This window comes from Pseudacidovorax sp., from assembly GCF_017991995.1.
Lineage (GTDB): Bacteria > Pseudomonadota > Gammaproteobacteria > Burkholderiales > Burkholderiaceae_C > Xenophilus.
Map to the genome: position 1 here is coordinate 132,216 of NZ_JAGOPN010000015.1, position 15,143 is coordinate 147,358.

At 69.7% G+C, this 15,143-nt stretch carries 14 protein-coding genes; 4 read left to right on the forward strand and 10 right to left on the reverse strand.

The annotated features are described in order from the left end of the window. Positions 1-3 precede the first annotated feature (3 nt). The 3 genes from KBC94_RS19895 to KBC94_RS19905 all read right to left on the reverse strand — a co-directional run bounded on the left by KBC94_RS19895 (position 4) and on the right by KBC94_RS19905 (position 3,097). Positions 4-852: a carbohydrate ABC transporter permease gene (locus KBC94_RS19895; RefSeq protein WP_294374056.1), complete on the reverse strand. Its 849-nt coding sequence runs from the start codon at positions 850-852 to the stop codon at positions 4-6. Between the two features lie 10 nt (positions 853-862). Next, a complete protein-coding gene (locus KBC94_RS19900) occupies positions 863-1,744 on the reverse strand; it encodes a sugar ABC transporter permease (RefSeq protein ID WP_234192152.1) in 882 nt (293 codons plus the stop codon). 90 nt (positions 1,745-1,834) lie between these two features. Then, positions 1,835-3,097 carry an ABC transporter substrate-binding protein gene (locus tag KBC94_RS19905; RefSeq protein ID WP_294374061.1) on the reverse strand — a complete coding sequence of 421 codons (1,263 nt, stop codon included), beginning with the start codon at positions 3,095-3,097 and terminating at the stop codon, positions 1,835-1,837. A 142-nt stretch (positions 3,098-3,239) separates the two neighbouring features. Between KBC94_RS19905 and KBC94_RS19910 the strand changes: the two genes are divergently transcribed. Together KBC94_RS19910 and KBC94_RS19915 are read left to right on the forward strand one after the other, a co-directional pair. After that, a complete protein-coding gene (locus KBC94_RS19910) occupies positions 3,240-3,938 on the forward strand; it encodes a response regulator transcription factor (protein ID WP_294374064.1) in 699 nt (232 codons plus the stop codon). Next, positions 3,931-5,496: a sensor histidine kinase gene (locus KBC94_RS19915; RefSeq protein ID WP_294374067.1), complete on the forward strand. Its 1,566-nt coding sequence runs from the start codon at positions 3,931-3,933 to the stop codon at positions 5,494-5,496. The genes KBC94_RS19910 and KBC94_RS19915 overlap by 8 nt, the downstream gene beginning before the upstream one ends. Positions 5,497-5,632: 136 nt before the next feature. Here the strand turns inward: KBC94_RS19915 and KBC94_RS19920 are convergent, their stop codons facing one another. Continuing rightward, a complete protein-coding gene (locus KBC94_RS19920; RefSeq protein ID WP_294374070.1) occupies positions 5,633-6,592 on the reverse strand; it encodes a LysR family transcriptional regulator in 960 nt (319 codons plus the stop codon). A gap of 62 nt (positions 6,593-6,654) precedes the next feature. Here KBC94_RS19920 and KBC94_RS19925 point away from each other — a divergent pair, with 62 nt between their 5' ends. Together KBC94_RS19925 and KBC94_RS19930 are read left to right on the forward strand one after the other, a co-directional pair. Continuing rightward, positions 6,655-7,848: an MFS transporter gene (locus KBC94_RS19925; protein WP_294374073.1), complete on the forward strand. Its 1,194-nt coding sequence runs from the start codon at positions 6,655-6,657 to the stop codon at positions 7,846-7,848. Between the two features lie 25 nt (positions 7,849-7,873). Further along, positions 7,874-8,914, forward strand: a complete 1,041-nt coding sequence (locus tag KBC94_RS19930) for an aldo/keto reductase (RefSeq protein ID WP_294374076.1) — start codon at positions 7,874-7,876, stop codon at positions 8,912-8,914. A 69-nt stretch (positions 8,915-8,983) separates the two neighbouring features. On the opposite strand, the gene KBC94_RS19935 is transcribed toward KBC94_RS19930, so the two are convergent. The 6 genes from KBC94_RS19935 to KBC94_RS19960 form a co-directional block, all read right to left on the reverse strand. Beyond that, positions 8,984-9,898 carry an SDR family oxidoreductase gene (locus KBC94_RS19935; RefSeq protein WP_294374078.1) on the reverse strand — a complete coding sequence of 305 codons (915 nt, stop codon included), beginning with the start codon at positions 9,896-9,898 and terminating at the stop codon, positions 8,984-8,986. 134 nt (positions 9,899-10,032) lie between these two features. Next, complete coding sequence (locus KBC94_RS19940; RefSeq protein ID WP_294374081.1) at positions 10,033-10,974, reverse strand: glutathione S-transferase family protein; 942 nt, start codon at positions 10,972-10,974, stop codon at positions 10,033-10,035. A 116-nt stretch (positions 10,975-11,090) separates the two neighbouring features. Beyond that, positions 11,091-12,761 (reverse strand): isovaleryl-CoA dehydrogenase, encoded by a 1,671-nt coding sequence (locus KBC94_RS19945; RefSeq protein WP_294374084.1) that lies wholly within the window; start codon positions 12,759-12,761, stop codon positions 11,091-11,093. Between the two features lie 66 nt (positions 12,762-12,827). Then, entirely contained in the window at positions 12,828-13,844 is a 1,017-nt protein-coding gene (locus tag KBC94_RS19950; protein ID WP_294374086.1) for an NADP-dependent oxidoreductase, read from the reverse strand. A gap of 15 nt (positions 13,845-13,859) precedes the next feature. Continuing rightward, positions 13,860-14,294 carry a PaaI family thioesterase gene (locus tag KBC94_RS19955; protein ID WP_017759261.1) on the reverse strand — a complete coding sequence of 145 codons (435 nt, stop codon included), beginning with the start codon at positions 14,292-14,294 and terminating at the stop codon, positions 13,860-13,862. 51 nt (positions 14,295-14,345) lie between these two features. Then, complete coding sequence (locus KBC94_RS19960; RefSeq protein ID WP_294374093.1) at positions 14,346-15,143, reverse strand: SDR family oxidoreductase; 798 nt, start codon at positions 15,141-15,143, stop codon at positions 14,346-14,348.

Here is a 15,143-nt window from a genome sequence, read left to right on the forward strand (position 1 = left end):
TGTTCATCCCTTCACCGCGCCGGCCGTCAGCCCGCGCACAAAATACTTGCCTGCCACCACGTAGACGAAGAGCGTCGGCAGCGCAGCGATCAGCGCCGCGGCCATGTCCACGTTGTATTCCTTGACCGAGCTGGTGGTGTTGGCCAGGTTGTTCAGGCCCACCGTCACCGGCTTGCTGTCGGCGCCGGAGAACACCACGCCGTAGAGGAAGTCGTTCCAGATCGCCGTGAACTGCCAGATCACCGTCACCACCAGGATGGGCACCGACAGCGGCAGCACGATGCGCCGGAAGATCTGCCAGAAGCTGGCACCGTCGAGCATGGCCGCCTTGATCAGCTCCGGCGGCAGGCCCACGTAGTAGTTGCGGAAGAACAGCGTGGTGGTGGGCAGCCCGGCCAGCAGGTGCATGAGGATCAGGCCCCAGATGGAGCTGGCGATACCCAGCCAGCCCAGCACCTGGCTCATGGGCAGCAGCACCACCTGCATGGGCATGAAGACGCCGAAGAGCATCAGCGCGAACATCGTCTCGCTGCCGCGGAAGCGCCACTGCGCCAGCACGTAGCCGTTGAGCGCGCCCAGCAGCGTGGAGAGGGCCACCGCCGGCACCACCATCAGCACCGAGTTCATGAAGAAGGGCTGCAGGCCGCGGCAGTCGGTGCCGGTGCAGGCGGAGCTCCAGGCCTTGGTCCACGCCTCGAAGGTGGGATGCGTGGGCAGCGCCACCATGCTGGTGGCCCGCACCTGGTCCATGTCCTTGAAGGAGGTGACCAGCATCACGTACAGCGGCGCCAGGAAGTAGGCCGCGAAGAGCAGCAGCAGCGCCCAGAGGATGGTGCGGTGAACGACGCGCATGGGTGTGTCCTCAGCCCTTCTTGGTCCGCAGTTCGGAGTACAGGTACGGCACCACCACCGCCGCCACGGTGGCCAGCATGACGGTGGCGCTGGCCGCGCCCAGGCCGATCTGCCCGCGGGTGAAGGCCATGGCGTACATGAAGGTGGCCGGCAGGTCGGTGGCGAAGCCCGGGCCGCCCGCAGTGAGCGCCATCACCAGGTCGAAGCTCTTGATGGCCAGGTGGCTCACCACCAGCACGGTGCTGAAGAACACCGGCCGCAGGCTGGGGATGATGATGCGCCAGTAGATGCGCGGCAGGCTGGCACCGTCCACCTGCGCCGCCTTGATGATGGCGTCGTCGATGCCGCGCAGCGCCGCCAGGAAGAGCGCCATGACGAAGCCTGCGCTCTGCCACACACCTGCGATCACCACGCAGTAGATGGCGCGGTCGGGGTCGACCAGCCAGTCGAAGCTGAAGCCGGCGAAGCCCCAGGACTGCATCAGGTGCTCCAGCCCCATGCCGGGGTTGAGCATCCACTTCCAGGCCGTGCCGGTGACGATGGCCGAGATGGCCATGGGGTACAGGTATACCGTGCGCAGCACGCCCTCGGCGCGGATCTTCTGGTCGAGCAGGATGGCCAGCAGAAGGCCCAGCAAAGTGCTGCCGCCGATGAAGAGCACGCCGAAGATCAGCATGTTCGTCATCGCGACACGGAAGCGTTCGTTCTCCCACAGCGTGAGGTAGTGGTCCAGCCCGGCGAAGTCGTAGTTGGGCAGCAGCCGCGACTCCGACACCGACAGGTAGCCGTTCCAGGCGATCAGCCCGTAGATGAACAGGAAAGCCAGCACAAAGCTGGGCGCGATGACCAGCTTGGGCAGCCAGGGCGTGGGCAGGCGGGAAGGCGCGGACATGGGGGCTCCCTGGTCGGTCGATTGCGCGGCAGGCCCCGGCGCGCGCGGCGCCCGGAGGCCTTGCCCTTCATTCAGGCGTGCGGATGCCTCTCAGCGGGCCTTGGCCGCGGCCGCGATCTTGGCAACGGCGTCCTGCGCGCTCATCTTGTCGCTGTTCCAGTACTGGCTCACGGCGTCCTTCAAGGCGCCTTCTACGGCCGAGGGCACCGCCATGCTGTGCGCCGCGCTGGGCACCAGGGCGCCCGACTTGGCGGTGGCCGCGAAGTCCTTGGCCGAGAGCTTGGCGCAGTCGTCGAACTTGTCCATGGGCACGTCCAGCCGCACCGGGATCGAGCCCTTGGCCAGGCTGAAGGTCTCCTGGAAGGCCGGTGACATGATGGCCTCGGCCAGGTCGTTCTGGGCCTTGATGCGGTCGTCGCCCTTGACCTTGAACATGGCGAAGGAATCGATGTTGAAGGTGAAGGCCTGCGCGGTGCCCGGCGCGGCCATGCACAGGAAGTCGGTGCCCGGCTTCTTGCCCGCGGCCACGAATTCGCCCTTGGCCCAGTCGCCCATGAACTGCATGCCGGCCTCCCCCTTGATGACCATCGCGGTGGCCAGGTTCCAGTCGCGGCCGGATGCGGCCTTGTCGGTGTACGGCTTGATGCGCTTGAAGGTCTCGGCGGCCTTGATCATGGTGGGGCTCTTGAGCGCCTCCTGGTCCAGTTGCACCAGCGCCTTGCGGTAGAAGTCGGCGCCGCCCACGCCCAGCACCACCGTCTCGAAGGTGGTGAAGTCCTGCCAGGGCTGTCCGCCGTGGGCCACGGGCGTGATGCCGGCCTTCTGCAGCGCGTCGGCGGTGGCGAAGAACTCGTCCCAGGTGGTGGGCGCCTTGGCCTTCGCCTTCTTCAGCGCCTCGGGATTGATCCACAGCCAGTTCACGCGGTGCACGTTGACCGGCGCGGCCACGTAGTTGCCCTTGTATTTCATGATGGCGGCCACGGTGGGCGGCAGCGCGGCGTCCCACTTGTTGGCCTTGGCCACGCCGTCGATGCTGGTCAGCACGCCTTCTCGCGCCCATTCCTGGATGGCCGGGCCCTTGATCTGGGCGGCCGAGGGTGCGTTGCCCGACACCACGCGTGACTTCAGCACCGTCATGGCCGAATCGCCACCCCCGCCGGCCACCGCGAAGTCCTTCCAGGTGTCGCCCTTGGCCTGCAGCGTGGCCTTGAGCGCGGCCGCGGCCTTGGCCTCGCCGCCGCTGGTCCAGTAGTGCAGCACCTCGACCTCGCCGGCCTGGGCGGCACCGGCCAGCGCCAGCAATGCGGCCGCGGCGGCGGTGCGGGTGATGGAAGCAGTCGGATGGTTGCGCATGGCCAGGTCTCCTTAAGTCGCCCCGCGGGGCCGTTGAGTGGTCGGCGTCGTCGCCGCGGCCGGATTATTAAAGTCTCTTTAATTTATTAATCTAAGGTTAAACCCGAGGCCGAAGCGGCCCTGCTTCGTTAATCTAGTCGCCATGCACATCCTGCTTGCCGAAGACGACGCCCTGCTGGCCGACGGACTGGCGGCCCAGCTGAAGGGCGCCGGCTTCGCGGTGGAGCACGCGCCCAACGGCGCCGTGGCCGAATACCTGCTGGGCCGCCATGCCTTCGACCTCGCCATCCTCGACCTGGGCCTACCACTGCTGGACGGCCTGAGCCTGCTGCGCAAGGTGCGCACCGAGCAGCCGCTGCTGCCCATCGTCGTGCTCACCGCGCGCGACAGCCTGGAGGACCGCGTGAGCGGCCTGCAGGCCGGCGCCGACGACTATGTGACCAAGCCCTTCGACTTTCCCGAGCTGGAGGCGCGGCTGCATGCCCTGCTGCGCCGCACCCGCGCGCGCGGCAGCGGCCTGCAGGTCGGCGGAATGCTGCTGGACCGCGACAACCGCCGCGCTACCGTGGGCGGCGAGGCCATCGAGCTGAGCGGCCGTGAATGGACCATGCTGGAACTGCTGGCCGAGCGCGCTGGCGAGGTCGTGACCAAGGACGAGATCGTGCGTGCCTGGATGGGCGACGAGGGCGACAGTGCCGCCGTGGGCAATGCCGTGGAGGTCTACGTGCACAAGCTGCGGCGCAAGCTGGAGAAGCCGGGCCTGGTGATCCGCACGGTGCGCGGGCTGGGCTACCTGCTCGAAAGCCCGGCGCCGGGGCCGACTGCGGGCGCGCGTGGCTGAGTCGCCCTCCCCCGCGCCCGGCCGCTTCGCGCCCACCCTGCGCCGCCAGCTGCTGCTGTGGCTGCTGCTGCCCCAGCTGGTGTTGTGGCTGGCCGGCGGATTGGCGGCCTACCAGCTGGCGGAGCGCTACACCAATGCGGCTGTGGACGCGAGCCTGCTGCAGGCCTCGCGCGCCCTCGCCCGCCAGCTGCGCCCGCTGGACAACGGCCTGCTGATCGACTTTCCTCGCGCCGCGCAGGACGTGCTGGAAGCCGACCCCGACGACCGGCTGCACTACATGGTCAGCACGCCGCCCGGCGCCTTCATCCTGGGCAACCACCAGCTGCCGCTGCCGCCGGCCGCCGTGATGGCCCGGCCGCCCATTGGTCAGCCCTACTTCTACGATGCGCTGCTGCCGCCCGCCAACGACGAGGTCGGCACGCGCCAGCCGCTGCGCGTGGCCGCCCTCTTCCTGCGCCAGGGCGGCCGCGACGACCCCGACGCGGTGCTGCTGGTGCAGGTGGCGCGCAGCCGCACCAGCCGCGAGGAACTGGCGCGGGGCATCCTTTGGGACACGCTGCTGCCCCTGGCCGGCCTGATCCTGCTGATGACCACGGTGATCTGGCTGGGCATCCGTGCCGGCCTGGCGCCGCTGCTGCGCCTGCGCCGCGAAGTGGAAGGCCGCGCGCCCACCGACCTCGCCCCGATCCGCCTCGACGCCGCGCCGGGCGAGGTGCGCGCGCTGGTGATGGCAGTCAACGGCCTGCTGGCCGCAGTCCAGCACAACCTGGCGCAGCAGAAGCGCTTCATCAGCGATGCCGCGCACCAGATGCGCACGCCGCTGGCCGGCCTCAAGTCGCAGGCCGAAGTGGCGCTGGCCCTGGCCGGCGACGAGGCCCAGCGCGAGCGCCTGCGCCGCGTGCACGAGAGCGCCGACCGCAGCGCGCACCTGGTCAACCAGCTGCTCACCCTGGCGCGCGCCGAGCCCGACACCGCCGCAGCCCGGGGCTCGCCGGTGGACCTGCGGGCGCTGGCGCAGGAGCTCACCGCCACGCTGGTGCCGCGGGCGCTGCGCGAGGGCATCGACCTGGGCTTTGCGCCCGTGGAGGAAGAAGGAAGCCCGGTGGATGAGATCGCGGCAAATGCTTCCGACGCCGCCGGCAATGGCGATGCCAATGCCGACGAAACGATGGACTCCGCCGCAATCGCCGCGCCCGCCGCGGCGTCACCTCTCATCGTCGTCGGCCATGCCTGGCTGCTGCGCGAGGCCCTCAGCAACCTGATCGACAACGCCCTGCGCTACGCCGGACGTGGCGCGGTCGTGACGGTGGATGTTCAGCGCGAGGGCGACGAGGCCGTGCTGAGCGTCACCGACGACGGCCCGGGCATCGCGCCCGAGGACCTGCCACGCGTCTTCGAGCGCTTCGTGCGCGCCACCGACCAGGGCAACGGCTGCGGCCTGGGCCTGCCGATCGTGAAGGAGATCGTGGAGCGCCAGGGTGGGCGCGTGACGCTGACGCCGGTCCAGCCGCGCGGGCTGTGCGCCCGCATCCATCTGCCGCTTGCGCTGACAACCTGAAACCTCGCGCCGCGGCCAATGCCGGCCGATCGTTCAAGAACCGTTCGGGCTGAGCCTGTCGAAGCCGGGGCACAAGCCCTTCGCCCCGCTCAGAGCGACAGCGTCGAGTGACCAGGATTGCGCGCAAAGACAGCGCTCAGGCCGCAGGCACCGGCACCCGGTCCGCCCCCTCGAAATCCGCATGCGCCGCCAGGAAGTCCAGTACCGCCCGCACCCGCGCCGGCAAACGCCCGGGCCGGCCCAGGTAGACGGCATGCAGCGGCTCCAGCTCGTGCGGATTGAAGGCCTCCATCACCGGCACCAGGCGCCCGGCGCGCAAGTCGGGCAGCACGTGATAGATGGACAGACGCGCCAGCCCCACGCCTTCCAGCGCCAGCAAGCGCAGCGCCGCACCGTCGCTGGCGCGGGCGCTGCCCACCACCGGCATGGCCACCGCACGGCCATCGACGACCAGCGGCCAGTCGGGCACGTTGCGGCGGTAGGTGGAGCCCAGGCGGTTGTGGCGCGCGAGTTGCTCCACCGTGGTGGGCATGCCGTGCAGCGCCAGGTAGTCAGGTGAGCCGACGATGGCCTGCGCCGTGTGGCCCAGCAGCCGGCCCACCAGATCCGAAGGCGGCAGCTTGCCCCAGCGGATCGCGATGTCGCAGCGTTCCTCCATCAGGTCGACCACGCGGTCGGTCAGCAACACGTCCACCTGCAGCTCCGGATAGGCCTCCAGCAGCCGCGGCACCAGCGGCAGCAGCAGCCGATGCCCGAAGGGAATGCTGGCGTTGATACTGACCCGCCCCCGCGGTGCCGCGCCGGCGCCCACGCAGCGCTCGGCCTCGTCCAGGTCGGCCAGCACACGCAGGCCGCGCTCGTAGAAGAGCTGCCCTTCGGCCGTGAGCTGCAGCTTGCGGGTGGAGCGGTGCACCAGTTGCACCGAGAGGCGCGCTTCCAGCCGCGCCACCAGCTTGCTGATGGCCGAGGGCGTCAGGCCCAGGTGCCGGGCTGCGGCCGAGAAGCCGCCCCGGTCCACCACCTGCACGAAGGCCTCCAGTTCGCCGGCGCGGTTGACCTCGACCCGCGCGGGGGCCGATTTGTGAATTGGCTTCACAGCTGCTTGTCCAGAGAGCGTCCTAGTCATCGTGACGCGATCAGACCACAGTCACGGCCATCATGCCTCTCGCACTTCTTGCCCTCACCGCCGGCGCCTTTGGCATCGGCACCACCGAATTCGTCATCATGGGCCTGCTGCAGCAGGTCGCGGCCGACCTGCACGTGTCCATCACGGCGGCCGGCCTGCTCATTTCCGGCTATGCGCTGGGCGTCGCCGTGGGCGCGCCGGTGCTCACGCTGGCCACGCGGCGCCTGCCGCGACGCACGGTGCTGATCGCGCTGATGGGCGTGTTCACCGCCGGCAACATCGCCTGCGCCCTGGCGCCGGACTACGCCACGCTGATGGCCGCCCGGGTGCTCACCTCGCTGGCGCACGGCACCTTCTTCGGCGTCGGCGCCGTGGTGGCGGCCGGCTTGGTGGCGCCCGAACGGCGCGCCTCCGCCATCGCGCTGATGTTCACCGGCCTCACGGCCGCCACGCTGCTGGGCGTGCCGGCCGGCGCCTGGATCGGGCTGCAATGGGGCTGGCGCGCCACGTTCTGGGCCGTGGCCGTGGTCGGCGTGGTCGCGCTCGCGGTGCTGATGCGCTTCGTGCCGCGGCAGGTGCAGGCCGAGGCGCCCGCCACGCTGGCCGAGGAGCTGTCGGTGCTGGCCCGGCCGCAGGTGTGGCTGAGCCTGGCCATCACCATCCTGGGCTTCGGCGGCGTGTTCGCCTTCTACACCTACGTGCAGCCGGTGCTGACGCAGGTGACCGGACTTTCCGTCGCGGCCGTGTCGCCGCTGCTGCTGGTCTTCGGCGGCGGGCTGGCGGTGGGCAACATCCTCGGCGGCCGGCTGGCCGACCGGGCGCCGATGCCGGCCGTGATCGGCACCCTGCTCGCGCTGGCCGTGGTGCTGGCGCTGGCCCCGCTCGCCATGCCGCATCGGGTGACGGCGGCGGTCTTCCTGGCCGCCCTCGGCGTGGCTGCCTTCGCCACCGCCGCGCCGCTGCAGGCCCGCATGCTGGAGCAGGCGGCCGGCGCGGGTCAGAACCTCGCGTCCAGCCTGAACATCGCCGCCTTCAATCTGGGCAACGCCCTGGGCGCGTGGGTGGGCGGCGCTGTCATCGACCACGGGCCCGGGCTGCAGGGCCTCGGTCCCGCAGCCGCCGGGCTCACGCTGGCCGGGCTGGCGCTGGCGCTGGTCAGCCGGGCGATGCAGCGTCGTCGCCTGTCCGCCGACACGCCTTCCGCGCCGCGCCGCTGCAACGCTTGACCTTCACATCCAAGGAGAAACCACCATGGAACACCGACTGCTTGGCCGCTCCGGCTTCCGCGTCCCCGTGCTCGGCTTTGGCGCCGGCACCTTCGGCGGGCAAGGGCCGCTCTTCAGCGCCTGGGGCCGCACCGACGTGGACGAGGCCCGCGAGATGATCGCCATCTGCCTGGAGGCCGGCGTGTCGCTCTTCGACACGGCCGACGTCTACTCCGACGGGGCCTCCGAACGCGTGCTGGGTGAGACGCTGCAGGGCCGGCGGCACGAGGCCATTCTGTCGACCAAGCTCACGCTGCCCGCCGGGCCCGGGCCCAACGACCGGGGCTGGTCGCGCCATCACCTGATCAACGGCGTGGACGCCGCGCTGCGCCGCCTGCGCACCGAACACATCGACATCCTGCAACTGCATGCCTTCGACGCCGCCACGTCCGTCGAGCAGATGCTGCGCACGCTGGACGACCTGGTGCGCAGCGGCAAGGTGCGCAGCATCGGCGCCTCCAACTTCGCGGGCTGGCAGCTGATGAAGGCACTGGCCGCGGCCGACCGGCTCGGCACGGAGCGCTTCGTCGCCAACCAGACGTACTACTCGCTGGTGGGCCGCGACTACGAATGGGAGCTGATGCCGCTGGGCATCGACCAGGGCCTCGGCGCCATCGTCTGGAGTCCGCTGGGCTGGGGCCGGCTCACGGGCCGCATCCGCCGCGGCCAGCCGCTGCCCGAAGGCAGCCGCCTGCACCAGACGGCCGGCTTCGCGCCGCCGGTGGAGGACGAGCGCCTGTTCCGCGTGGTCGAGGCCATGGACACCGTGGCCGAGGAAACGGGCCGCACCCTGCCCCAGATCGCCATCAACTGGCTGCTGCAGCGGCCCACGGTGAGCAGCGTGCTCATCGGCGCGCGCGACGCGACGCAACTGCGCCAGAACCTCGGCGCCATCGGCTGGCAGCTGAGCGCCGCGCAGATGGCCCGCCTGGACGCCGCCAGCGCCGTAACGCCACCCTATCCCTACTACCCGTACTGGAACGGCCAGTTCACCGAACTGGCACCGCCAGCCGTGCCGCGGGGTTGAGGCCAGGCGCGCGCAGCGACCTCGGCCTTGCTCGCCTGCAAGCGAGCCCTCCGCCGAAGGCAGTCCCGCTCAACCGCCGCGCAGTTGCGCCTTCAACTGCGCCCCCACCTCCGGCCGCTCCAGGAAGGGATCGGCCGGGTTCTGGATGGCGACGATGTTCTCCATGCGGCTCTTCACGTTGCCCAGGGCCTTGGCGCCCGTGTGGCTGAAGACATAGAACTGGTTGTCGCTGATGGCCTGGAAGACCTTGTGCGCCACTTCGGCCGCCGTGACCTTGCCGCTGGTGACGGCCTTCTCGGTCATCGCCTGGCCGATGAGCTGGCTCTTGGTCAGCTGGCCTTGCGCGAGCGAGCCGCCGGGCCGGTTGCGCTCGCTGTGGGTGATGCCGGTGGGCACGAAGTACGGGCACAGCAGGCTGGCGCCCACCTGGTCGGTCACCAGGCGCAGGTCCTGGTACATCGTTTCGGTCAGGCTCACCACCGCGGCCTTGGCGGCGTTGTAGATGCCCATGTTGGGCGGCGTCAGCAGCCCGGCCATGCTGGCCGTGTTGGTGATGTGGCCGCGGTAGGCCGGATCCTTCTCGGCGGCCTCCAGCATCATGGGCACGAACAGGCGCACACCGTGCACCACGCCCCACAGGTCCACGCCCAGCACCCACTCCCAGTCGGCCACGGTGTTCTCCCACACCAGGCCGCCGGCGCCCACGCCCGCGTTGTTGAAGACGAAATGCGGCGCGCCGAAGCGCTCCTTCACCGCGGCGGCCAGCGCCTCCATTTCGCTGGCGCTGGAGACGTCCACCTTGCGCGCCATCACCTGCACGCCGGCGGCCTTCATCTCGGCCTCGGCCTTGTCGAGTGCATCCTGCTGCACGTCGACCAGCACGAGGTTCATGCCGCGCGCGGCACCGATGCGCGCGCACTCGAGGCCGAAGCCGGAAGCGGCGCCGGTCAGCACCGCGGTCTTGCCGTGGAAGTCCTGGATCATGGAAGTCGGTCCTTTTGCCGTTGTCTCTGAATGCGGATGAAAGCCGCTGTGCGAGCGATTGGAGCGCCCGCGGTGCCGGCGGGCTGTCCTGCAGGCGACGTTGACAGACTGGTCGCCAACCGCCCTGGTTGCGGTCAGCCCGCGTCCGCCGCCTTCAGCACATAACCCGTACGCGGAAAGTGCACGTGCAGTGCGCCCGCGCGCTCATCCTCGCGTGCCAGCGTGAAGTGCGTGCGGGTGGCCGCCACGAGCGTACCGGCGGTTTCTTCCAGGCCGAAGCTTTCGGCACGGATCGTCACCGCGCTGCCCAGCGGGATGCCGTGGTCGTCCTGGAAGGTGCTGTCGGTCAGCAGGGTCTTGGGTGCGGCGGCCTTGGCGATGGCCAGCGCATCGGCCGAGCTGATCTTCTCGAAACTGCCGTGGCCGATGGCCTTGATGCGGTCCATCCAGTCGACCACCGCCGGCGTGAGCTGAAGGATGGACTTCACGGCATTCACGCGGCTGGTGTACCAGAGCGGGTGATAGGCCGCGAAGTCGGCGATGCACGGCACCTCGCCCAGCAGGTGGCTGCGGTCGTCCAGCATGTCGGACAGGCGCCGCAGGTAGTTTTTGTACGCCGCAGCCGCATCGGCCGGCCGGATGCGCGTCATGTTGCCCGCGCTCATCTTGCCGCGGTCCTCGCCGAAGACCTTTGCCGCTTCGGCCGGGAGGTTTGCAAAAAGTTCGGCCGCGCCTTTGGGCTGAAGGTTCCAGGCCATGGCGGCCCAGAACAGCGTGCTGTCGGCCCACTGCGCCACGATGCGCGCGAGGCCCTTCTCGGGCTCGGGGTAGAGCGTGGGTTCCGGATGCAGGTGTTCGAGCACATCGGCGATGAGAGCAGTATCGCAATACACGTCGGCCCCCACCTGAAGCACCGGCGTGCGGCGGTAGCCGCCGGTCAGCGCCACAAGGTCAGGCTTTGGCATGACCGAGGGAATGATGACCGATTTCCAGGCCAGCTTCTTGTGGCCGAGCAGCAGGCGCACCTTCTCCGAGAAGGGTGAGGCGGCGTAGTGGTGCAGGATGATGTCTGCCATGGAGACTCCGGAAAAGGCGGCGGCATGGCGCCGGATTCAGCGGCGCAGGCCGCTGCGTGGGTCGGATGCGAAGAACGGTGGGCCGGACCGGCGATGCGGCCCGGCAAAGGGCCCGCTCAGCGCGGCATGGCCCGGGCCAGGATGGCATCGAAATCGGCGCCCTCGCCCAGTGTGCCGAAAGTCTGGCCCCAGTCGCCACCGATGCGCGAGGCACAGAAGGCTTCGTGCACCGCGGCGGGTGCCGTCTGCACCAGCAGGGCCGCCTGCACGGCGAGCGCCACGTCCTGCGCCAGGCGACGGGCCTGCGTCTCGGTGGCCATGGCCTCCACGCGCATGGGCAGGGCGTCCATCAGCCGGTCGAGCGCGGGATGCGCGCCGCGGGCGGGAGCGAGTTCCTCGGCCAGCGCGGCGGCGATGTCGCCCTTGCGCAGGGCGCGCAGCAGGTCGATGGCCATGATGTTGCCGGCGCCCTCCCAGATGGAGTTGACCGGCATCTCGCGGTAGATGCGGGCCAGTACGCCTTCGCCGCCCTCCTCCACGTAGCCGTTGCCGCCCAGGCATTCCATCGCTTCCTGCGCCAGCGCGGCGCCGCGCTTGCAGATCCAGAACTTGGCGATGGGCGTGAGCACGCGGGCCAGCAGGCGCTCGCGCGGATCCTGCGTGCGGTCGAAGGCGCGCGCGAGGCGGATCGACAGGGCCACGGCCGCTTCGCTCTCGAGCGCCATGTCGGCCAGCACGTTCTTCATCAACGGTTGCTCGATCAGCGGCCGGCCGAAGGCGCTGCGCTGCGCCGTGTGGTTGAGGGCCTGCGCCAGCGCCTGCCGCATCAGGCCGCTGGTGCCCAGCGAGCAGTCGAGCCGAGTCATGGTGCCCATCTCGAGGATCTGCGGCACGCCTCGGCCTTCCTCGCCCACCAGCCAGGCCGTGGCGCCGTGGAACTCGACCTCGGAACTGGCATTGGCCTTGTTGCCCATCTTGTCCTTCAGGCGCTGGATGCGCAGTGCGTTGCGCGTGCCATCCGGCAGCACCCGCGGCAGGAAGAAGCAGGTCAGCCCGGCCGGCGCCTGCGCCAGCACCAGGAACGCATCGCACATGGGCGCCGAGAAGAACCACTTGTGGCCGGTCAGCACATAGCGCTCGCCCCAGGCATCGGCGCCGTCGCGCACCGCCTGCGTGGTGTTGGCCCGCACGTCCGAGCCACCCTGCTTCTCGGTCATGCCCATGCCCATGGTCACGCCCGGCTTGTCGCGCCAGACGGCCAACTGCGGGTCGTACCAGCGGCTCTGAAGCTTGGCCGCCCAGTCGGCGTAGATGGCGGAATTGCCGCGCAGGCCGGGCGTGGCCGCATAGGTCATCGAGATGGGACAGAGCATCGAGGGCTCCAGCTCGGTGAAGAGCATGAAGCCGGCGGCGCGCTGCACGTGCGGCGAACGGCCGACCGCGACCGCCGCCGGATCGCCCGCCTCGGCCCAGGGCGTGCCGTGCAGGCCCGCGCCCACGGCGGCGGTCATCAGCGCGTGGTAGCTGGGATGGAACTCCACCTCGTCGGTGCGCCGACCGAAGCGGTCGTGCGTGTGCAGCACCGGCGTGTGCACATTGGCCAGGCGCGCATGCTGGTGCATCTGCGCAGTGCCCACCTCGCGGCCCAGCGCCTGCAGCGGTGCCAGCTCCAGCCCCGGCGCGTTGAAGCGCAGGGCGTCCTGCAGCGCACGGTTCGTGGCGAACAGGTCGTAGTCCACCAGCGGCTCGGGCTGGTTGAAGACTTCGTGCGTGACAAAGGGGTTCATGCCTGCCTCCTGGTGGGGTGGTGCCGGGTGCGATGCGCCTCGCTCCGGGCGGGGCGGGTCAGCGCATCAGACCAGCTTGACCAGCTGCTTGCCGAAGTTCTTGCCCTTGAGCAGGCCCAGGAAGGCCTCGGGCGCCTTCTCGATGCCTTCGGCGATGGACTCGCGCGGGCGCAGCTTGCCGGTGGCGACCAGCGTGCCCAGCTCCTTGAGCGCCTCGGGCCACACCTCCATGTGCTCGCTGACGATGAAGCCTTCGAGCTTCACGCGGTTGATCAGCAGCAGCGTGGGGTTCTGGATGGGCAGCGGCTGGCCGTCGTAGCCGGCGATCATGCCGCACAGGGCGATGCGGGCGAAGGCGTTCAGGCGCAGCAGCACCGCGTCGAGGATGTAGCCGCCCACGTTCTCGAAGTAGCCGTCGATGCCGTCGGGGCAGGCTTCCTTGAGCGCGGCGCTCATGCTCTTGACGTCGGGGTGCTGGCGGTAGTCGATGCAGGCGTCGAAGCCCAGCTCGTCCGTCACGTACTTGCACTTGTCCGGGCCGCCCGCGATGCCGACCACGCGGCAGCCGCGGGCCTTGGCCAGCGCGCCGAAGGCGCTGCCGACGGCGCCGCTCGCGGCCGTGACGACCAGCGTCTCGCCGGCCTTGGGCGCGATGATCTTGACCAGGCCGTACCAGGCCGTCACGCCGGGCATGCCGACGGCGCCCAGGTAGTGCGACAGCGGCACATGCGTGGTGTCGACCTTGCGCAGCACGCCGGGCTGGTTGGCGTCGACCACGCCGTATTCCTGCCAGCCGCCGAAGCCCACCACCTTGTCGCCGATGGCAAATTTGGGATGGCGGCTTTCGATCACCTCGCCCACCGTGCCGCCCTGGAAGGTCTGGCCCAGGGGCTGCGAGGCGGCATAGCTCTTGGAGTCGTTCATGCGGCCGCGCATGTACGGGTCCAGGCTGAGGTAGTGGTGGCGCACCAGCACCTGGCCGTCGGCCAGAGCCGGCGTCTCGCCCACGACGAGCTTGAAGTTCGACAGCTCGGCCTCGCCGGTCGGGCGGTTGTCCAGATGGATCTGCTTGTTCTGCGGCATGGTTGGCTCTCTCTGTCAGTCGGTGGAAAGGGGTTTGAGGTCATGCACGCCTCGGCCATCGACCGGCAGGCGCTTGACGTACTTGAAGGTGCCGGTAGCGTGCGTGCACAGCCGGCCCGCCGCGTCGACGATGCGCGCCTCGGTGAAGGCCATCGTGGCCGTGCGGTGCATCAGGCGGCCGTAGGCCACGAGCGGGCCGCGCGCAGGCTGCATGAAGCTGGTCTTCATCTCGATGGTGACCACGCCGATCTCCGGCTGCACGCTGCGTGCGGCGGTGGCCATGGTCACATCCAGCAGCGTCATGCAGGCGCCGCCGTGCGCCACCTGGAAGCTGTTGAGATGCTCATCGGCCGGCGTGTAGTGCAGCTCCGACTCGCCGCCCTCGAAGCGGTGCATCGTGAAGCCCAGGTGGTGGACGAAGGGAATGTCGACGCCGAAGGAAATGTTCATGGTCTGGAAGGCTGCCGCACGAGGCGGCGCGGGTTCGATGGAAAGGCGGGCTCAGGCCGCGCCCAGCACGACACTGGTGCCGCCATCCACCGCCATCCACTGGCCGGTGATGTGCTTGCCCGCGTCGCTGGCGTACAGCAGCGTGATTCCCTTGAGGTCTTCATCATCGCCCAGGCGATTGAGCGGCGCGGCGGCCTTCATGTTGTCCTCGCCCAGTTGGTCGATGAGGCCCGAGGCCATCTTGGTGCGGAAGAATCCCGGGCAGATGGCGTTGACGTTGATGCCATGGCGGCCCCATTCGGCAGCCAGGGTGCGGGTAAAGCCGATCACCGCCGTCTTGGAGGTGTTGTAGGCCAGGGTCTTCATGCCGATCGGGTTGCCGTTGAGGCCCGCGATCGAGGCGATGTTGATGATGCGCCCGGTCTTCCTGGGGATCATGTAGCCGTTGGCGATCTGCTGGCTCAGGATGAAGTAGCCGCGGACGTTGAGGTTCATCACCTTGTCCCAGGCAGCCACCGGATGCTCCTCGGCCGGGGCACCCCAACTGGCGCCCGCGTTGTTGACCAGGATGTCCACGGCGCCCATGCGCTCCAGCGTCTCGTCGGCCAGGCGGCGCGTGTCCTCTTCCTTGCTGCAGTCGGCGGCAATCCAGCGCGCATCGATGCCGGCTACCTGCAGCTCGGCCGCGGCCTGCTCCAGATCGTCGGCCTTGCGCGAGCTGAGCATGACCCTGGCGCCCGCTTCGCCCAGGGCATGGGCCATCTGCAGCCCCAGGCCGCGGGAGCCGCCGGTGATCAGGGCGACCTTGCCCTTCAGGTCGAACAGTTGCTGGACGGTGCGTGCGCTCAT